Annotated in this window: 20 protein-coding genes, 2 tRNA genes, 1 pseudogene and 2 riboswitches; of the genes and pseudogenes, 17 read left to right on the forward strand and 6 right to left on the reverse strand. The window is 61.7% G+C overall.

What is annotated here, in order from left to right; all coding sequences use genetic code 11:
* Positions 1-57 precede the first annotated feature (57 nt).
* Together OVY01_RS18430 and OVY01_RS18435 are read left to right on the forward strand one after the other, a co-directional pair.
* Positions 58-255, forward strand: a complete 198-nt coding sequence (locus OVY01_RS18430; RefSeq protein ID WP_267849024.1) for a helix-turn-helix domain-containing protein — start codon at positions 58-60, stop codon at positions 253-255.
* A 3-nt stretch (positions 256-258) separates the two neighbouring features.
* Positions 259-1,324, forward strand: a pseudogene (locus tag OVY01_RS18435) (tyrosine-type recombinase/integrase).
* Between the two features lie 64 nt (positions 1,325-1,388).
* Here the strand turns inward: OVY01_RS18435 and OVY01_RS18440 are convergent.
* Positions 1,389-1,462, reverse strand: a tRNA-Arg gene (locus OVY01_RS18440).
* 105 nt (positions 1,463-1,567) lie between these two features.
* Between OVY01_RS18440 and OVY01_RS18445 the strand changes: the two genes are divergently transcribed.
* From OVY01_RS18445 to OVY01_RS18500, 12 genes are all read left to right on the forward strand, one after another.
* Positions 1,568-2,824, forward strand: a complete 1,257-nt coding sequence (locus OVY01_RS18445) for a site-specific integrase (protein ID WP_267849025.1) — start codon at positions 1,568-1,570, stop codon at positions 2,822-2,824.
* On the forward strand, positions 2,817-3,389 hold the full coding sequence (locus OVY01_RS18450) for a hypothetical protein (RefSeq protein WP_267849026.1): 573 nt from the start codon (positions 2,817-2,819) through the stop codon (positions 3,387-3,389). Before OVY01_RS18445 ends, OVY01_RS18450 begins: the two co-directional genes overlap by 8 nt.
* A gap of 154 nt (positions 3,390-3,543) precedes the next feature.
* Positions 3,544-3,768 (forward strand): hypothetical protein, encoded by a 225-nt coding sequence (locus tag OVY01_RS18455; RefSeq protein ID WP_267849027.1) that lies wholly within the window; start codon positions 3,544-3,546, stop codon positions 3,766-3,768.
* Entirely contained in the window at positions 3,768-4,067 is a 300-nt protein-coding gene (locus tag OVY01_RS18460; protein WP_267849028.1) for a helix-turn-helix domain-containing protein, read from the forward strand. The genes OVY01_RS18455 and OVY01_RS18460 overlap by 1 nt, the downstream gene beginning before the upstream one ends.
* A gap of 299 nt (positions 4,068-4,366) precedes the next feature.
* The gene (locus OVY01_RS18465; protein ID WP_267849029.1) at positions 4,367-4,675 is read left to right on the forward strand and encodes a transcriptional coactivator p15/PC4 family protein; all 309 of its coding nucleotides are present in this window, start codon (positions 4,367-4,369) and stop codon (positions 4,673-4,675) included.
* On the forward strand, positions 4,668-4,913 hold the full coding sequence (locus OVY01_RS18470; protein ID WP_267849030.1) for a hypothetical protein: 246 nt from the start codon (positions 4,668-4,670) through the stop codon (positions 4,911-4,913). Before OVY01_RS18465 ends, OVY01_RS18470 begins: the two co-directional genes overlap by 8 nt.
* Positions 4,906-5,226 carry a hypothetical protein gene (locus tag OVY01_RS18475; RefSeq protein ID WP_267849032.1) on the forward strand — a complete coding sequence of 107 codons (321 nt, stop codon included), beginning with the start codon at positions 4,906-4,908 and terminating at the stop codon, positions 5,224-5,226. Before OVY01_RS18470 ends, OVY01_RS18475 begins: the two co-directional genes overlap by 8 nt.
* Positions 5,219-5,533, forward strand: a complete 315-nt coding sequence (locus OVY01_RS18480) for a hypothetical protein (protein ID WP_267849033.1) — start codon at positions 5,219-5,221, stop codon at positions 5,531-5,533. Before OVY01_RS18475 ends, OVY01_RS18480 begins: the two co-directional genes overlap by 8 nt.
* Positions 5,530-6,066, forward strand: a complete 537-nt coding sequence (locus tag OVY01_RS18485; protein ID WP_267849035.1) for a hypothetical protein — start codon at positions 5,530-5,532, stop codon at positions 6,064-6,066. Before OVY01_RS18480 ends, OVY01_RS18485 begins: the two co-directional genes overlap by 4 nt.
* A 670-nt stretch (positions 6,067-6,736) precedes the next feature.
* Entirely contained in the window at positions 6,737-7,054 is a 318-nt protein-coding gene (locus tag OVY01_RS18490) for a hypothetical protein (protein WP_267849036.1), read from the forward strand.
* A gap of 13 nt (positions 7,055-7,067) precedes the next feature.
* The gene (locus OVY01_RS18495) at positions 7,068-8,216 is read left to right on the forward strand and encodes a phage major capsid protein (protein WP_267849037.1); all 1,149 of its coding nucleotides are present in this window, start codon (positions 7,068-7,070) and stop codon (positions 8,214-8,216) included.
* A gap of 628 nt (positions 8,217-8,844) precedes the next feature.
* Positions 8,845-9,192 (forward strand): HNH endonuclease, encoded by a 348-nt coding sequence (locus tag OVY01_RS18500; protein WP_267849526.1) that lies wholly within the window; start codon positions 8,845-8,847, stop codon positions 9,190-9,192.
* Positions 9,193-9,565: 373 nt separating this feature from the next.
* On the opposite strand, the gene OVY01_RS18505 is transcribed toward OVY01_RS18500, so the two are convergent.
* The 5 genes from OVY01_RS18505 to OVY01_RS18525 all read right to left on the reverse strand — a co-directional run bounded on the left by OVY01_RS18505 (position 9,566) and on the right by OVY01_RS18525 (position 13,888).
* Positions 9,566-10,048: a hypothetical protein gene (locus OVY01_RS18505; RefSeq protein ID WP_267849038.1), complete on the reverse strand. Its 483-nt coding sequence runs from the start codon at positions 10,046-10,048 to the stop codon at positions 9,566-9,568.
* Entirely contained in the window at positions 10,032-10,586 is a 555-nt protein-coding gene (locus OVY01_RS18510; RefSeq protein WP_267849039.1) for a hypothetical protein, read from the reverse strand. Before OVY01_RS18510 ends, OVY01_RS18505 begins: the two co-directional genes overlap by 17 nt.
* Before the next feature lies 1 nt (position 10,587).
* Positions 10,588-11,394, reverse strand: a complete 807-nt coding sequence (locus tag OVY01_RS18515; protein WP_267849527.1) for a TIGR04255 family protein — start codon at positions 11,392-11,394, stop codon at positions 10,588-10,590.
* A gap of 214 nt (positions 11,395-11,608) precedes the next feature.
* Positions 11,609-11,684 (reverse strand) — tRNA-Arg (locus OVY01_RS18520).
* Positions 11,685-11,809: 125 nt separating this feature from the next.
* Positions 11,810-13,888 (reverse strand): UvrD-helicase domain-containing protein, encoded by a 2,079-nt coding sequence (locus OVY01_RS18525; RefSeq protein ID WP_267849040.1) that lies wholly within the window; start codon positions 13,886-13,888, stop codon positions 11,810-11,812.
* A gap of 242 nt (positions 13,889-14,130) precedes the next feature.
* Positions 14,131-14,221: riboswitch (glycine riboswitch) on the forward strand.
* Positions 14,222-14,227: 6 nt separating this feature from the next.
* Positions 14,228-14,359, forward strand: a riboswitch (glycine riboswitch).
* Between the two features lie 82 nt (positions 14,360-14,441).
* Here OVY01_RS18525 and gcvT point away from each other — a divergent pair.
* The 3 genes from gcvT to gcvP all read left to right on the forward strand — a co-directional run bounded on the left by gcvT (position 14,442) and on the right by gcvP (position 19,182).
* Positions 14,442-15,551: a glycine cleavage system aminomethyltransferase GcvT gene (gene gcvT / locus OVY01_RS18530; protein ID WP_267849041.1), complete on the forward strand. Its 1,110-nt coding sequence runs from the start codon at positions 14,442-14,444 to the stop codon at positions 15,549-15,551.
* 82 nt (positions 15,552-15,633) lie between these two features.
* Positions 15,634-16,014, forward strand: a complete 381-nt coding sequence (gene gcvH / locus OVY01_RS18535; protein WP_267849042.1) for a glycine cleavage system protein GcvH — start codon at positions 15,634-15,636, stop codon at positions 16,012-16,014.
* A 195-nt stretch (positions 16,015-16,209) separates the two neighbouring features.
* On the forward strand, positions 16,210-19,182 hold the full coding sequence (gene gcvP / locus OVY01_RS18540) for an aminomethyl-transferring glycine dehydrogenase (RefSeq protein WP_267849043.1): 2,973 nt from the start codon (positions 16,210-16,212) through the stop codon (positions 19,180-19,182).
* Positions 19,183-19,305: the final 123 nt, after the last annotated feature.

The raw sequence follows: 19,305 nt of genomic DNA on the forward strand, positions 1-19,305 counted from the left end.
GTTGTTCTGCGTGGGGTCCCTCTACCACCTCGTTTTTCACGCCTTCGGAGCCAGTCCATGGAAGACCTCAAAGTCGTCAGAGTGAAGGAAGCCGCGGCCTTTCTGCACGCCACGCCGCAGACCGTGCGCATCAAGGCCCGCGCCGGCCTGATCCCCGGTCGCAAGGTGGGAAAGCACTGGATTTTTTCGCTCGTCGCCCTGCACCGGTATTTATGTGGAGAATGGGAACCGGCAGGGCGAGGGAAAGGAAACTGAAGCATGTCGCTCTTTAAACGAAGTACAAGTCCCAACTGGTATTACAAGCTGTACCCGCCTGGAGGGGGAAAGCCGATACAAGGCAGCACTGGCACCGATGACAAATCCAAAGCGCAGGAATACCACGACCGATTGAAAACCAACCTGTGGGACCAGGCGCGCCTCGGCCGCAAGCCCGAATACACCTGGAACGAGGCGGTCGTTCGCTACGTCGGCGATCGCATCGACCTCGCCAGCCTGGAGACGACGAAGACCCACCTGCGCTGGCTCGACCAGCATCTCGACGGCTGGTTGCTCTCGAAGATCGACCGGGACAAGGTCGACGCGATCGCCCGGGCGAAACGGGCCGAACCCCGCATGGTGCGCACGCTGCAAGGTCCCAAACCGCTCGGGCGCACCGTCAGCGCGTCGACCGTCAACCGCGTCATGGGCGTCCTGACCGCCGTGTTGAACGTGGCGATCGACTGGGGCTGGATCGATCGCGCGCCGGTCGGCCGACGGATGAAGGTCGTCGGCAAGCGCATCCGCTGGCTCACCCCGGCCGAGGCCGCCGCGCTACTGCGCGCGTTACCGACGCACTTGGCCGACATGGCGCAGTTCAGTCTCGAGACGGGATTGCGCCGCGCCAATGTCACCGGACTGGAATGGACGCAGGTCGATCTGAGCCGGCGCACGGCCTGGATCCACGCCGACCAGGCCAAGGCGCGGCGGCCGATCAACCGTGCCGCTGTCGGACACCGCCGTCGATGTCCTGCGCCGGCAGGTCGCGAGGAAGCGGCATCCCGAGTTCGCCCACAGCGTCTTCGTCTATCGCGGTCGCCCGGTCCACCAGACGACCACCGCCGCTTGGCAGGCCGCGCTGGAGAAAGTCGGTATCCGGGACTTCCGCTGGCACGATCTGCGGCACACGTGGGCGAGCTGGCACATCCAGCGGGGCACACCGATTCAGGTGTTGAAGGAACTGGGAGGATGGGAGACGATGGAGATGGTGCAGCGCTACGCGCACCTGTCGGCCGATCACCTGGCGCAGTGGGCGCAGCCGCATACGGCGCCGTTGGAAGCGTTATAGCTGCAATTTAGCTGTAGTGGGCAAAACGGACCGGCTGGGGAGTGTGCTAACTACTTGATATCTTTGGTGCGCCCGGCTGGGATCGAACCAGCAACCCCTGCCTTCGGAGGGCGCGCAGAACGGTTTACCGGCGTTCGCCACCGATTGAACGCCTCATAAAAATCAAACACTTAGACCGCTATGGTGCATCGGGGTTCGCTGCGGTACACTGCCGAATAAGTCCACAAAAAGTCCACGGCCCCAATGAGAGCCAAAATCACGCGTGAGCTACTTCGGTCGTTAGAGCCGAAGAGCGCCGCATTCGACATCAATGATTCCGAGCTACGAGGCTTCGGCGTGCGAGTCACGCCGAGCGGCAGCATCGGCTATTGCGTGCGCTACTACCGGCCCGACGGGAAGCAAACGCGCCAGTCCCTGGGCAAGTCCTTCCCGGCAACATCCGTGAGCGACGCGCGGGAGGCGGCGCGCATCCTGCTCGGGCAAATCGCCAGCGGCGAAGACCCAGCAGCGGTTGCCAGGAAGAAGCGCCGCGCGACCTTGACGCTCCGAGCCTTCATCGCCGAGCAGTACCGCGAATGGCTCGCGACCAACACGCAGACGCCAGACGCGACCGAGAAACGCCTGCTTGCGGCCTTCGCGGCCGAGCTCGACCGTCCGCTGCTTGAGTTCACTGGCTGGATCATCGAGAAATGGCGCTCCAAGCGACTCAAGGCCGGCCGGGCACACGCAACCATCAACCGCGACCTCACGGCCCTGGGCGGCCTCTTCTCGCGCGCGCTTGAGTGGAAACTCATCGATACTCACCCTATGGACTCGGTGAAGTCGCTTCAGGAGCCCGACGCGCGTGTGCGATGGCTGTCCGAGGACGAAGAGCTGCGCCTGCGGGCCGCGCTGGCGGCGCGAGAGGCGCGGGAGCGCGCCGGCCGTGCCAGCGCCAACGAATGGCGCGCCGCGAGGCGGTATGACCTCCTGCCCAACCTGACACCTGGCGCTTACTGCGACCACCTACAGCCGATGGTCCTGCTTTCGCTGAACACCGGCATGCGACAGGGCGAGACGCTGAAACTTCGATGGGATGCGGTCGACCTCGAGCGCGCAATCCTGACGGTCCGCGGCGCCACGGCGAAATCGCGGCGCGTGCGGCATATTCCGCTGAATCCCGAAGCTTTGGCCACGCTCACGCAGTGGCGCGCGCAGGCGAGCGGGGGCGTTGTGTTCCCAGGCGCTGACGGGGAACCGCTGACCGAGATAAAAACGGCGTGGGGCAACCTTGTAAAGGCCGCGGCGCTGGTTGATTTCACTTGGCACGACATGCGGCACGATTTCGCATCTAAGCTGGTAATGGCCGGCGTCGACCTGAACACGGTTCGTGAGCTGCTGGGGCACGCTGATCTCAAGATGACCCTTCGCTACGCCCACCTCGCGCCCGAGCACAAGGCGCTGGCGGTCGCCAAGCTGACGCGCCCGACTGCTCGCGCGGCAGGTGTTGCGAATGGGTAGCGATGAAGAGTACGAAGCCGCCAAGATTCGGCTGGCGCGCCGCGTTCGGCAGATGGCCAGCGCCTCATGGACGCCAACGCCATTGCGGAACGATCTGACGGATCTTGCGGATCAACTTGAAGCCCTTACCGCACGTTTGCAGACTCCCGGCGCCGCGCAGGATGACATTGAACGAATCCACGACGCGAAGTCGCGACCGTTCATTGCCCCCGATGAAGAAGGCTATCCGATGGCGGTCCTTGCGAATCACGGGCGCCTGTCATATGCCGGGACACTTGGAGCGCTTGACGACCTGGTGCAATCCGCGCGAGACGCAATTGCGGCACTTCCGGATCCTCGCGAGAAACCGGCGATCGGCTTCGCGGCACTCCAGTTCTTGCATTTGCGATTCGATTTTGAGCGCTGGCCGGTGGCGCTGAGCAATGACAGTTCGACCGTTACCGAATTCGGGACTATGTGCGCATCCGCTGGTCTCGTTCTGTCGCCTGAGCGGTACCGTGGCGCCCTGTCTGCGGCGCTGAAAGGGTTTGACCCGGAATTTAACCCCGACGACGGGCAATTCTGAATCTGATCAAAAGGTTATTTTGCGGGTTGATTTTCACGGTTCAACATAACTTTTACACCGAACCACGTCGATCATAAATTGACCACATCGATTCAAGCGAACGTTCTCGAATGACAGCGAACGAACGCGACCGAATCTTCATAGGGGCCAATAAATGACGATGCAACATCAACCTGCGTACCCGAAGGCAACCTACAGCCGCGCCGAATTCTGCCACGCGCACGGGATCAGTCTGACGCACTTCCACGCGATGGTGAACGCTGGCATCGGCCCGCGTTTGATGAAGGCAGGACGCCGTTTACTCATCTCGGTTGAAGCGGCCGCCGATTGGCGCCGCGAAATGGAAGAGCGCACCGCTCAGACGCAGGTGGCTGCGTGATGGACGAAAAAAAAGGCGCCCCGAAGAGCGCCGAACAAATCCAAAAGTCCGGTTCCGATGTTAACACGGTCGGCACAAAGCGAAACCGAATTCTCGGGCTCTTCCAAGCTGGCGCCAGCCTGAACCGATTCGAGGCCGAGCGCTTCGGAGACCACTGTTTGAACAGTACTCTTGCGGATCTTCGCCGGGACGGGTATTCATTCAACCAGCAGTGGGAGAACGTCCCAACGCGGTTCGGCCGCACGGCGCGAGTGTTGCGTTATCGCCTGGCGCTGGCGGCGCGCGCAGCGGGAGATTGATGCGATGCGCACTCAAGAAAAGCGCTTGACAGCCGTAAACCAGGAATGGCATCCTAGATTCACACCGGAAAAAGACGGTGTCGGGTTTGACAGCCCGAAGAATCGGAGCGCACAACCGCGCAGAGCGGTTTTTTTGTGCGTATCGCCATTGCACACCTTCTTCTATGGGTGGGCCTCGGTGGGGGAGCGTTCGCGCTCGCCGGTTCCTTCGGTTCCCGGTCTGTCAACCCTACCTTGTGCCCGCCCACCCCATTTGACAGTGGACGGCGGGCCTTCAAATCGAACCGAAGGAGCCCGCCATGCGTGCTAAAGCCCCCGCTCGTTCTGAGCAAACGAAAACCCCGCGCAGCGTTGCTGCAAACCTCGACGTCTCCGACAATTACACGGTGATCGACGTCCAGAAGAACAGCAGCCAACGCATCCGCATCTCGCACACCTTTTACCGCGGCAAAGAATACGTCGACGTGCGCCTTTGGGTCGTCGACGAGCAGGGCAACTATCGCCCGACGCGCCAAGGCGTATCGATTCGCCCCGAACTGCTGGCGGACGTGATCCAAGGCCTGATGACGGCCGGCCGCACGATCACGCAAGGGGTGCGTCATGGGTAAGCCATCCACCAACGAACTGCTTCGCCGATCGGTCGACCTCGCTGACCTGGCGGCGGAAGGATTCGATCGCATCGAGAAACTGCTTTCGGTCGTCAAACACCTGGCCTTTTCTGCAGAACTCAAGCACATCGGAACACTCGCCGCCGAAACCCAACTTATTGCCGATAACTACCTGAACCAAGTAGATAGCACGCGTGGTGATCTGGACGCCATTCGCACGGAGGTGAGCCATGGCTAACGCCCTCAGCACTATCCGGACGGCCAGCCGCGCCCTTTGCTCAATTCCCGATCACGTGGCGCCAGAACGCAGCGTTTGCATTACCGAATCGGAAGCCGCTGCGCTGTCGTCATTCATGCGCTACAGCGCTGAAATGGGCGACATTTTGCAGGCGCTGCTTCCAGGAATCGAGCAGCAGGACCGCGCGCTAGCGGCGCAGGTCTATGCGCTCACTCAAGAAAGCAAGCTCGCGCTCTTCTGCGCCCTCGCACGCCTGCGCCGCGAAGCCGATACCGCCCGCGCGGCGGTGAATGCGAAGGTGAGCCATGCTTGAGCACGACCTCGAAATCGACCCGCGCGATACGGCATCGATTGCTGGCGGTCAGCCGGACACCAAGGAATGGGCCGCCCTGGCGATGTCTGCGGCCGCCTGCGCCTCGCTCGCGCACGAGATGGGCGCTGACCTAGCCGGCGTGCTGGAGGCAATCAGGCGCCTCTCTGGCTCCAATCAACTGATCTGCGACCTCGCGGGCATGGCTGAACGCATGGCAGATGAGCTATGCGAGACGATGGAAGACACGCGCACGCAATTTATCCTCGAGGCAGAGCGCCAGGCGGCGCAGGGCGGGCCCATAGGATGAAGAAGTACGTCGACCCCCAGGGGCGGCACATCCGCGTATATGTGAAGCTCCTACATTCCCCAGCATGGCGCGTGCTGGGCTTTTCTGCGAAGGCTCTTTTCACGGACCTACGCGCGATCGTCACTGGAACCAACAACGGCAACATCAGCGCCGCCCTCTCGGACATGAAGCACAAAGGGTGGACGGCGCCTACGACCCTCGCCAAGGCCCTGTACGAGCTGCGAGCAATGGGATTCATTGCCGTCACGGTCGAGGGCGGATTGCGGCAAGGGACCCGCGTGCCGTCGCTATATCGATTCACCGACCTTGAGGTGTTCGAGCAACCAAAGGTGGGCGTGCTGGCGATGAAGGCGACGCATGACTACGCGCGGTTCGAATCTGTCCGCGAAGCCGAGCAGGCCCTCGCTGAAGGCTTTGAAAAACTCCAAGCCGCGGGCAGGAAAAAGCAGCAGAGCAACAAAAAAACCCCTGTACAGAAAATGTACCGGTCCAATACAGAATCTGTATCGGAAGCGCAAATTTCCAATACATAATCTGTACAGGGAAACTACTTTCCAATACAGAAAATGTACAGGGAAGCAAAGCAGCAAAAAACGCCTGGAATGCCCGAAAACAAAGGGTTTCCGGGCGTTTTTCATTGCACCCTTTATTTTCTGTCTCCCTGTACATTTTCTGTACTCCTTTAGTAGGTGCCATCCTCACGCCTTTTGTTAAGGCCCGGCGCGGCACGTTTGCAGGCCTGCGACGGCGAGCGAGCATGTGGCGCTTGTCATGATTGAAGGCAAATTACGTGCTGGCGGATGCAATGCGCAATCGAACATGAAACAGCACTGGTCAGAGCGATTGACCTGCTGAAACCTGCTCGCGTTGTTCCGTTGCCTTGCTGGATCTGTGGATAAACCACCAGGGCAGAGGGATTCAGAGAAAGTTATCCACAGGGGTTTAAAAAGACCCCAAATTTCGCATGAAACGGTACCGTTTTCGGAACCGCTCCAGCCCATAACGGTACCGTTTTCACCGACGCATTTGATGCGGGGGGACGTGCTGTCGACATGCCCTTTACGTGCTCAACCCGTTGCTTCCCTGCTTATTCATCGTGTCATTAGTTCGCCGAGATTCGTGGGCGCTCGAAGTTATTATTCGGTATTCCAAACAATGGAGTTCGACCGTATAACGAGTACATCGAACGTAACGGAGCCGGAAATGCTTCTCAAAGACGTCCGCAATATGAGTGCGGAAGATGCAAAAACAGCGCGGGTCACGGCGTTCCGCCTAAGTGCTACATGCGACTGGCTGTTGTATGTCAACGGCGAGGCGGTCGTCAATGCAAACAGCAAACTCCCGCGCGCATTCCTCAGTCTTTCGCCAATCATTGCTGCCCTCGACGAGGCAGGGATTGACGGCCTCAAAGTCGATATTCATATCGGCAAGCACGGGAAGTTCGTTTCTCCTGACTTCCAGTCGTGTGAGGCAGCGATTCGGACCTGTCTTGCAATCAACCAGGCCCGCGCGGCCTCTTAATTCGGAGCGATACATGACCACAGCAGCACAGCAACGCGAAATGGGCCGAAAGCACGGCAATGGCGGTGGGAACGGCGACGCGCCGGCCGACGTCGTTGCGTTGGTAAAGGGGGAGCTGACGCGCATCGGCACGGAGGTCAGCGAGAAACAGGCGGAAATGCAAGCGCGCCTCACGGAGCTCGAACAAAAATCGAGTCGCCGCGGCGGTACCGGCGCCGTCGTCACCGACGTCAAATCCATCGGCGCGCAGATCAAGGGCTCGCCGCAGCTAGAAATGTTCAAGAGCGGTGCGGTGCCGACGACGCGCATCCCGCTCGAGATCAAGACAATGGTTTCGGACGGCACCACACCGAACGTGACGCCGTTCGCGCAGACGCAGGCAGGCATCCAATCGCCGATGACGCGCCGCCTGACCGTGGAGGCTCTGATCCCATCAACGCCGGTGACGACGGGTTCGGTTCAATGGCTGCGAGAAAAGGCTTTTACGAACGCCGCGGCGGCACAGAAGAAGCAACTCGACACGAAAGCCGAGTCGAATCTGACGTTCGAGGCGAAATCGGCGGTCATCGCGACAATCGCCCACTTCATTACCGCGTCCAAGCAGGTGCTCGACGATCAAAACGGCTTGCAGGCATATATCGAGCAGCGCCTGCGCTACGGCCTTGACCTGGCTGTAGAGGATCAACTGCTAAACGGTGACGGCGACGAAGGCGACATCGGCGGGATCCTGCTGGCGGGGAACCATACCGCGTTCGTCAGTGCTGGCCTGGGCAAGTCCACGCCGCTGGACTACCTGCGCCGCGCGGTGACGCAGCTGCAACAGGGCTTCTTCATCCCGGGCGCGTTGATCATTAATCCGACCGACTCGGAATCGATCGACCTGCTGCGCGATGCCGAAGGCCGGTTCCTGGTAGCGCCGGGTAGCCCGATCTGGGGGTTGGCGCCGGTTGTCACCGAGGCGATCGCCGCCGGCACGTTCGTCATGGCTGACTTCCAGAACAGCGCGACGATCTGGGACCGCGAGGACGCCAGCCTGCAACTCGGCACGATCAACGACCAGTTCATCAAGAACGCCCTCACTCTGCTGGTCGAGCGGCGTCTGCAAATGTCCGTAACACGCCCGGCCGGCATCATCGTTGGGCAGTTCGCAACCGCTTCGTAATCAGACATGGGCTGGCGCACCTGGGACTCGCCCGAGCAATCGGCCCGAACGCGCTGGGATTACTGCGTGAGTGCCCGGCCATCATTCCAAAAACCTCGCAGAGCTGGCGGCCTTTTTCCTGGGGCGCGGCCAGCACTACGGCCCCGGGACATCCCGGGGCCGTTTTTCATTCACATTGCGCAAATGCTCAGTCCGCAGATAAGCACGTCGAGCAGTTCAAGCGGCAACAGCAAGGCGTCTTACTACTTCAGCAGCGCGGTAACAGCACCGCCCAAGGCGACCTGGTGCCACTCTGCTACGGCCGGTTCCGGGTTGGCTCCAAGGTGGCCAGTGCGGGTATCTACAGCGAAAACCAAACGTAGAGGAAACATCATGCCGTCAATGTCTGCCGCTCGAGCTCTGTCAACGAGCCTTTCCTGCTCGACCGCTGGTGCATACAAATATCCCGTCCTGGGATGTCCGGTCGACCCGATCGCCGCGAAGGTATGGCTCACATCAAGGGCGGCGTTGCAACGCGAGCAGCGTTCACACTCCGGCAGGGCCGCGTCGAAGCGACGTCAAATAGACCATGCGATTGCTCATCGAGAGCCGCTCGAACGGGTCTTGTTCCTCTGGATACGAGGCGGCAATGCCTAGTCGCCCGCTCAGACCTTGCAAACACCGCGGCTGCCCAACACTTGTAGCTGGCGGTGCGACTTACTGCCCTGCGCACGCTGGTGAGGCAGTAAAGTGGCAGCCTGACGCTCGCCGCGGTAACCGGCATGCTCGGGGGTATGGCAACGCGTGGTTGCGCGTGCGTGCTGCCATCTTGCGGCGTGACTGCGGCATATGCCAAGCATGCCGCCGAGCCGGGCGCGTGAGCGAGGCGACTGACGTCGATCACATCACGCCAAAGGCGGGAGGTGGAACGGACGACGAGGACAACCTTGAGGCCCTGTGTCGCCCCTGCCACCGAGCGAAGACCGCCCGGGAATGACGCCCGCGGCGGCACGCCCAGGCCCGACCGCAGCCGCGGGATGGGGGGGGTGGCTGCAAACTCCAGGGCGATCGCCGCCGGGACCGTCCATTCCGTAAAATTTTCACACCCGCGTAATTACAAAATCGGGTTCGGCCCGCAAAGCCTTATGCCACGTAGAAATTACAATGAAATAGATGGTTGAAAATAGCATTTTCCAGCCATTTTCTTTTGCAGAAATACTGGAAAATGGCTTGTTCGACCCGGCATCGCCATCGAGATTTGACGGCAACGATACGACAATTCCAAACTCACTCGCTCGGACCTTACCTGTATCGCGGCTACCCGATACTTGACGCTAGTAGCAAAACTCACCGCCTCATGCACTTATTAATTACGTCGTTTCGATGGGGGCCCCTGCCCACCCACTACTAGATGGGACAGGATCCTCGAAATACCGTGTTGCTTGCGCAAGAGCTTTTGTTATGGCACGAACTTTTAGTAGTTCTTCTGGTGGAAGAGGCTCACCGCGTGGGACAACTACACCCAATTTAATATCTGCATGACCTTCAAATACATCTCTGCTGTCTACGACATCAACTTTTGATTTACGAATACTCGAAGCCATAATTGCGCCGAGCCCTCGATAAATTTTATGCTTCGACGGATTTTCGTGAGTAATATCTTGAAGCATGAAGGCACGGTCTTTACACGCATCTGGCCCGATTATATTTGCCCGCATAACAGATACCTCATCCGTATCCGGTGTAGGATCGAATGCCTCAGGCTTAATTTTGCCTTTACTAGAAACATGGTATGGAGAACACATACCTCGGACGATCATTTCAGAGTCGTCGATCTCAAGCAGCCAATCCATAGACGAGTTCAGGCCCTATTTCAATATTTGCAATTGTATAGCTACCCGAACTGACTCCGCTAGCATCATTTCGCAGCGGATAAAAATAGATTGGCGAAAAATCATCTACATCCCCGCTGAACAAAGCAGGCTCAAAATTATTGATTTGTAGATAGCCAGAGAATGTTGTGTTTCCGATTTCCAAATAAGCTTCAGTATCGGCAAATTCCCATGAGAATCCGATTGTTCCGCTTGATTTGGGCACTACTTCGGGGCAAGGTAACCCAGTAGACGCAAGCTGCGCACACACACGCCGAGCTGCGGCTAGCGCATCCGCGCCTATAGCTACTCCACCATAGCCATTCCAGTCATTTTCGAAATTAGCAAATTTATCAATTTCCCTTAAGCAATGTTCCCACTCCATAAAAGAGCTTGCGGGCATCGTATCTTCTGTAGGCGAAAAAATTACGCGATTGCCCGACAAATAGTATTCCGAGCTAAGCGTAGCGCCGGTATAAAAACTGCCAGGTTCTTTAAACCATCCGCTGTAACTCTTCACTTTATTCCTCAGAAGGCTGTAGTAAATGGGAAATCGGCCTTGTCGATTCAACGAAAAATTTATGTATGAGTGCTCGTGCATTATCCAGTTCTGTCATTACAGTAGATAATTCAGGAGCTACTGGCATACTTGAAGCTACAACGTTATCCATCAAGACTGATTCTTGCCCGTTCACAAAAGCGTGACCAACATTAACATTCATGTTTCGCTGATGAGTCAAAGGCAAGTTAAGCAGCAGCATTGGCTTGAATGGCTTGCTGCTGTCGATCATCTCGTCCAATACACTTGGCAACGTCACTCCGAAACCTAGCATTTGCAAAAAATCAGATGCTGACTTTTCCCCCATCAAATCGCTTCCAAAAGCGTTGACGTAGCGCAGCGAAACCGTAACGAATGGCTGCTGAGCAGAATCTCCTATGCGGCTTTTTAGTAGAGCATTAATTCCAATCTCTACTATTGGCCTGAACTCGCTCCACGACTTGTAAGGCGGGGTGATATTAACTGAAAAAACCCCAGCACCAATTCCAAATAGGGAGGTTCCAGCAGCTTCACTGATTGGCTTGCGAAATCTATGCGACGTTTGAAATGCAACAATCGGCATGCCCGGCGGAAATAGCTTCTCGGACATGACATAGCCAGCTTCTGCAATATGCTGGCCAAAAGCGATCACAAGATCATCAGCATGGGTCGTCACGTTAGCGTGCGAGGACGGCTGGCCGAGAATGGCTTGCGGAAAAGTGACTGATGGCGCCCCCCATCGAAGCTCTACAATCAACTCAATAAGTGGCGCATTCTCAAATTTCATCATTTTCACAGCTTGATCTTAGATTTAGTCGCCCTACATCGACAGCTGACCCACGCTGGGAATGGTATCCGATATTAAACCTTAGCGGCATGGCATGGCCAAGCTTGATAGAACAAGCTTTAAATAATTTTCCAACGCGAGAAGTCCACAAAAAGTCCACAAACAAAAAAGCCCGCTCTAAAAAGCGGGCCAATCTGGTGTAAAGCCTTATGTAGCTTGGTGCGCCCGGCTGGGATCGAACCAGCAACCCCTGCCTTCGGAGGGCAGTACTCTATCCATTGAGCTACGGGCGCGATGAGGTGAAACGCTGCTGCGATACCTCGCGTATGAGACGGAGGCGAAGCGGGCATTATAGCGGTTTTTCGTCAAAGCGTTGGAAAATCGACGTCATGCCGTTTCCGGCACCGTCCACGACAACCTACGCCCCGCCCCCCAGCAACGCCTTCAGCGCCGCCATCCGGTCCTTCGGCGTCATCGGCGCTTCTTCCTTCGTGGGCGGCGGCGCCTCGTCGAGCACCATTTCGGGGATAAAGCGCGACGCTTCGCAGACCACCGTCTCGCGCGCCCGCTTGCGCTTGCGACACCAGGACAGATGCAGGCTACGCTGCGCGCGGGTAATGGCGACATACATCAGGCGGCGCTCTTCCTCGATGCGGGCATCGTCGGCCGGCGCATCTTCAGAGCCCCGGTGCGGCATGATGCCCTCCTCGCATCCCACCAGGAATACGTGCGGATACTCCAGCCCCTTCGACGCATGAACCGTCGACAGACGCACCGCATCGGGGTCGTCCTCCTTGCCTTCCAGCATCGACATCAGCGCGACGGTCTGGATCAGCTTGAGCAGATTTCGACCTTCGTCCGCCAGCCCGTTGGCGGTGTCGTAGCCCGTTTCTTCCTCGCCCTCGACGGCCGCCTTGGTGCCCTTGCGCTTCAGCCATTCGAGGAATTCGAGCACGTTCTGCCACTTGCTCTGCGCGGCCCGGTCGTCGTGCGCGTCGTACAGATAGGACTCGTAGTGGATGCCTTCCATCAGTTCGTCGATCAGGACGTTGGCGGGATCCTTGGCGGCGCGGTCGGTGAGCCGCTGCAGGAAGTCGCAGAAGGCGCGCAGGGGTTCGAGCTGCCGCGGGCTGAGACGGGCTTCGATGCCGCCCATGTAGACGGCTTCGAACAGCGAGACCTTCGACTGTCCGGCATAGGCGCCCAGCACTTCGAGCGTGGCGTTGCCGACGCCGCGCCGGGGGGTGGTGACGGCGCGGATGAAGGCGGGATCGTCATCGGCGTTGGCGATCAGCCGCAGATAGGCGCAGATGTCCTTGATCTCGGCCTTGTCGAAGAACGACTGGCCGCCCGAAAGGACGTACGGAATGCGCTCGCGCCGCAGGATCTGCTCGAAGATGCGCGCCTGGAAGTTGCCGCGGTAGAGCACCGCGTAGTCGCGAAACTGCGCGCGGCGTTCGAATTTGTGCGCGGAAAGCCGGAAGACGACCGATTCGGCTTCGTGCTCTTCGTCATTGGCCCCGACGACGGTGATGGTGTCGCCCATGCCGTGCTCGCTCCACAGTTTTTTCTCGAAGAGCTTGGGGTTGTTCGCGATGACGTTGTTGGCGGCAGTCAGAATACGGACGGTGGAGCGGTAGTTCTGCTCGAGCTTGACGACATGCAGCTTCGGGAAGTCGACCTGCAACTGGGCAAGGTTCTCGAGGGTGGCGCCACGCCAGCCGTAGATGGCCTGGTCGTCGTCGCCCACGGCGGTGAAGGCGGCGCGCTGGCCGGCGATCAGTTTCAGCAACTGGTACTGACAGGCGTTGGTGTCCTGGTATTCGTCGACGAGCAGATAACGCAGGCGATTCTGCCACTTCTCGCGCACCTGTTCGTTGCGTGCGAACAGTTCGGCGGGGAGGCGGATCAGGTCGTCGAAGTCCACCGCCTGATACGCATGCAGCGTGGCGACATAGCTGCGGTAGACGATGGCGGCCTGGTGCTGGTCGACGTCCTCGGCAGCCGCGGCGGCCTGATCGGGCGTGAGCATCGCGTTCTTCCACAGCGAGATCGTGTTCTGGATCTTGCGGATCAGCGCCTTGTCGGTGGTGCCCAGCTGCTCCTGGATCATCGAGAAGCAGTCGTCGGAGTCCATGATCGAGAACTGCGGCTTGAGGCCGACATGCTCGGCTTCCTGACGCAGGATCTGCACGCCGAGCGAGTGGAAGGTGCAGACGGTCAACTGGTTGACCGGCACCTTGCGTCCTTCCTTGCCAGGGGTGCTCAATACCGCGCCGTCGAGCAACTTGGCGATCCGCTCGCGCATTTCGGCGGCGGCCTTGTTGGTGAAGGTGACGGCGGCAATGTGCTTGGGCTCGAAACCGCGCTGCTGGATCAGATAGGCGATCTTTTGCGTGATGACCCGGGTCTTGCCGCTGCCGGCACCGGCAAGGACGAGGCAGGGGCCGTCGAGATAGTGCACCGCTTCACGCTGTGCGGCGTTCAATCCTGACATCGGAGGACTCTCTGGCTGGGGGAGGAAAAGGCATGGACATACGGGAAGAGACGCGATGGTAGCATGGCGGCCGCCGCGCCCGAAGCCCGGCCGAATGGCGAAAAACGGAGGCCGCCGCCCGGCGGCAGACCGTCCGGAAAACGGCGGCGGCAGCGGTGCCCGGGCGGGGGCGCGGACGCCACGAGCGCGATGGCCGACTATTTTCTCCGATTGACAGCACGCCCGCCGTCGACTAAATTCTCCGGGCGCATCGGGAGAGCGCGACGCCGTCGGGCGCCGCCGCCGAAGGGGTAATACCCACAAACTCTCAGGCAAAAGGACCGATCGCGCCGGAAGTTTTTCCGAATCTCTGGAGAGCGGCAGCGGGGCATTCATGCCTCAGCCTGCCCACCGAAGGGGCGCGCACCCAGGAAGCCGGTTTCGCCGGCGACCTCGTGCAATCTCTCAGGTATCGAGGACAGAGGGGTCGAGTCGATGGGCGTCCGTGCGAAAACGCATGCGCGCCCACCGGCTCGGCCCCCCATTGTTTTCCGATTCCTGCCGGGGCGCCTGAATGACCGAATTGCATAAAACCGCTTTGAACGATGTCCATCGCGCCGCTGGCGCGCGCATGGTCGATTTCGGCGGCTGGGACATGCCTGTGAACTACGGCTCCCAGATCGAGGAACACCAGGGCGTGCGATCCGCGGCGGGCATGTTCGACGTGTCGCACATGCGCGCGATCGATCTCACCGGTGTCGCGGTCCGCCCCTTCCTGCAGCGCCTGCTGGCGAACGATGTCGCAAAGCTGCAGACGCCGGGACGGGCCCTCTACTCCTGCATGCTCAACGGCGCGGGCGGCGTGATCGACGATCTGATCGTCTATTTCTTCGACGAACAGTCGTTCCGCCTGATCGTCAACGCCGGTACCGCGGACAAGGATCTGGCGTGGATCGGTCAGCAGAACGCGGAAGGCGGCTTCGACGTGTCGATCGCGCCGCGCCCGGATCTGGGCATCATCGCGGTGCAGGGCCCGCTGGCGCGGGAAAAGGTCTGGGAAGCGATTCCGGGCGCACAGGTGCTCAGCGAGGCGCTCAGGCCTTTCCATGCCGCCCGCCTGGCGGATTCGCCGTTCGGTCCGTTGATGATCGCGCGTACCGGCTATACCGGCGAGGATGGCTTCGAGATCGTCTGCGAGGCGCGCCGGTCGGCGGCGCTGTGGCAGGCGTTGCGCGCGGCTGGCGTGCGCCCGGCGGGCCTGGGGGCACGCGACACGCTGCGGCTGGAAGCCGGCATGAATCTCTACGGCCAGGACATGGACGATGCCGTTTCGCCGCTGGACGCGGGCCTTGCCTGGACGGTCGACCGATCGACCGAACGCGCTTTCCTGGGCCGTCCGGCGCTGGACGCCGACGGTCAGCGCGCCGCTTTCGTCGGCCTGCTGCTGCAGGGCGGCGGCGGCGTGCTGCGCGGCCACCAGAAGGTGCTGACGCAGGCAGGCGACGGCGAGATCACGAGCGGTACGTTCTCGCCGTCGCTGCAGCGCTCGATCGCGTTCGCGCGGGTGCCGACGGGCGTGCAGCCGGGCGACACCGTGCAGGTGGTCGTGCGGGACAAACAGTTGCCCGCGACCGTGGTTAAATTGCCTTTCGTACGCAACGGCAGGACGCTGGTGGCGCTATAGCCCGCGCCGTCCCGTCCGTCAGCATCGCCGCCCCGCACGTGCCGGGGATGCGGCACGACACCCCAATATTGGAGAAATACCTATGAGCACCCCCGACGACCTGAAATTCGCGGAATCCCACGAGTGGGTTCGCACCGAGAGCGACGGCACCCTGACCGTGGGCATCAGCGACCACGCGCAGGAAGCGCTGGGCGACATCGTGTTCATCGACCTGCCGGAAGCCGGGCGCCAGATCGCCGCGGGCGATACCGTCGCGGTGGTCGAATCCGTCAAGGCGGCATCGGACATCTACGCGCCGGTGGCGGGCGAGATCGTGGCGTCGAACGCGGATCTGGCGAATTCGCCGGATGCGGTGAACGGCAAGCCGTACGAGGCGTGGTTGTTCAAGATCAAACCGAGCGACCCCGCCGCAACCGACAAGCTGCTGAGCGCCGAACAGTATCGCCAGTCGATCGGCGAATAGTCCACGCAGCGACAACGGCCGATATGCGGCGAGCCCGCAACGGCCGGCAGCACCAGCAGCACCAGCAGCACTAGCAGCGAACCCTGGTCGTCGATGCATGACCGCCAGCGCCGTCGGGCGCGGCGGGACGACGCTTCCTAGCCCGATGCCCCCGCGCCGATACCGCGCCAGATTCCTTTTCCCGAACGCCCGATCATGCTCGATACCCGTCCCACGCCCGCCGCCTCGCATGCCGCAGAAACGGTCAACCCCGGTGCCGCGCCGTCTTCCTTGTCGCTGGACGCGCTGGAACGTCCGGACGCGTTCGTCGCGCGCCATATCGGTCCCGATTCCGCCGACGAGCGCGCGATGCTGGACGTGCTGGGCTATGACAGTCGCGCGGCGCTGATCGATGCGGTGGTGCCGGCCGGCATCCGGCGCGCCGACGCGTTGCCGCTGGGCGATTTCACCGTGCCGCGCGACGAGGCGTCGGCGCTGGCCGCGCTGCGCGCGCTGGCGAGCCGGAACCAGGTGCGGCGCAGTCTGATCGGCCAGGGTTACCACGATACGCACACGCCGAACGTGATTCTGCGCAACGTGCTCGAGAATCCGGCCTGGTACACCGCCTATACGCCCTACCAGCCGGAGATCTCGCAGGGCCGTCTGGAGGCGCTGCTCAACTTTCAGCAGATGATCACCGACCTGACCGGGCTGGCGGTGGCGAACGCGTCGATGCTCGACGAAGCCACGGCGGCGGCCGAGGCGATGACGCTGGTCAAGCGTGCCGGCAAGGCCGCGTCGACGGTGTTCTTCGTCGCGGACGATGTGCTGCCGCAAACCATCGAGGTGCTGCGCACCCGCGCCCAGCCGATCGGTATCGAGATCGTGGTGGGGCCGGCGGATCAGGCCGCGAGCGCCGGCGCCTTCGGCGTGCTGCTGCAATACCCCGGCGTGGGCGGCGAGGTGCGCGACGATCGCGCGCTGGTGGCCACGCTGCGCGCGGCCGGCGCCAAGGTGGTGGTCGCGGCCGACCTGCTGGCGTTGACGACGCTGGCCGCGCCCGGCGAATGGGGCGCGGACGTGGCGGTGGGCAATACCCAGCGCTTCGGCGTGCCGATGGGCTTCGGCGGCCCGCACGCGGCCTATATGGCGGTGCGCGACGAACTCAAGCGCCAGTTGCCGGGCCGGCTGGTCGGCGTGACGATCGACGCGCAGGGCAAGCCCGCCCTGCGGCTCGCGCTGCAAACGCGCGAACAGCATATCCGCCGCGAGAAGGCGACGTCGAACATCTGCACCGCGCAGGCCCTGCTGGCGATCATGGCCAGCATGTACGCGGTCTACCACGGGCCGGCCGGCCTGCGGGCGATCGCGGCGCGCGTCAACCGCTTCACGGCAATCGCCGCCGCGGGCCTGCGCAGCCTGGGCTGGACGGTCGTCAACGCGACGTTCTTCGATACGCTGACGATTCTCAGCGCCGGCGCGACGGCTGGCCTGCACGCCGCGGCCGACGCCGCGGGCTTCAATTTCCGCCGGATCGACGACACGCACCTGGGCCTGTCGTTCGACGAAACCACGACGCGTGCCGACCTGGACGCGATCTTCGAGCTGTTCGCGAACGCCGGCACGGCGGCGACCGCGCATGTCGATATCGGCGCGCTCGACGCGACGGTCCGCCAGGCCGCGGCACCCAGCTGGCCCGCCGGGCTCACCCGGGAAAGCGCCTTCCTGACGCATCCGGTGTTCAACCAGTATCACAGCGAGACCGAGATGCTGCGCTATCTGCGTCGGCTGTCGGACCGCGACCTGGCGCTCGATCGGACGATGATTCCGCTCGGCTCCTGCACGATGAAGCTGAACGCGACCGCCGAGATGCTGCCGGTGACCTGGCCGGAATTCGGCGGGATCCATCCGTTCGCGCCGGCGTCCCAGACCGCCGGATATCGCGAGATGATCGCTCAGCTCGAGGCCATGCTGGCGGCCTGCACCGGTTACGCGGCGGTGTCGCTGCAGCCGAACGCGGGTTCGCAAGGCGAATACGCGGGCCTGCTGATCATTCGTGCCTACCATGCGTCGCGCGGCGACGCGCACCGCGACGTCTGCCTGATTCCGGCATCCGCGCACGGCACCAACCCGGCGTCGGCGCAGATGGTCGGCATGAAGGTGGTGGTGGTGGCCTGCGACGCGGCCGGCAATGTCGATCTGGACGATCTGCGCGCGAAAGCAGAACAGCACGCGGCGGCGCTCGCGGCGATCATGATCACCTACCCGTCGACGCACGGCGTGTTCGAAGCGCGGGTGCGCGAGATCTGCGACATCGTCCATGAGCATGGCGGCCAGGTCTATGTGGACGGCGCGAACATGAACGCGATGGTCGGACTGGCCGCGCCGGGCGAGTTCGGCGGCGACGTATCGCACCTGAACCTGCACAAGACCTTCTGCATTCCGCACGGCGGCGGCGGCCCGGGCGTGGGGCCGGTGGCGGTGGGTGCGCATCTCGCGCGCTTTCTGCCGAACGCGACGGCGGTGGGCTATGAACGGGGTGCGGAGGGTATCGGCGCGGTCTCGGGCGCACCGTACGGCTCGGCGGGCATCCTGCCGATCTCGTGGATGTATATCGCGATGATGGGCGCCGCGGGCCTGCGCGCCGCCAGCGAGAACGCGATCCTCGCGGCGAACTACGTGGCGCGCCGGCTCGCCGACCATTATCCGGTGCTGTATTCGGGCCCGGGCGGACTGGTCGCGCACGAGTGCATCATCGATCTGCGCCCGATCAAGGACAGCAGCGGCATCACCGTCGACGACGTCGCCAAGCGCCTGATCGATTATGGTTTCCATGCGCCGACGATGAGTTTCCCGGTGCCGGGCACGCTGATGATCGAGCCGACGGAGTCGGAATCGAAGCACGAGCTCGACCGCTTCGTGGCGGCGATGGTGGTGATCCGCGAGGAGATCCGCGCGGTGGAACGCGGCGATGCCGATCGCGAGGACAATCCGCTCAAGCATGCGCCGCATACGGCGGCCGTGGTCACCGACGACGCCTGGCCGCATGCCTACGCGCGCGAACTGGCGGCCTATCCGGTGAAATCGCTGCTGGCGGCGAAGTACTGGCCGCCGGTGGGCCGGGCGGACAATGCCTATGGCGACCGCAATCTGGTCTGTTCCTGCCCGGACATCACGGAATACTTGTAGGCGAAGGTCCCCGCGGCCCGGCTCGACGACAGGCCGGTGCGATGAGCCGGTGCGGCGCCAGGGTGCAGGCTCGATACGTGCGGGTAGTTGGCATGGCCCAAGCACGCGGGAACTGGAGATTCA

The organism is Robbsia betulipollinis (genome assembly GCF_026624755.1).
GTDB classification, from domain to species: domain Bacteria; phylum Pseudomonadota; class Gammaproteobacteria; order Burkholderiales; family Burkholderiaceae; genus Robbsia; species Robbsia betulipollinis.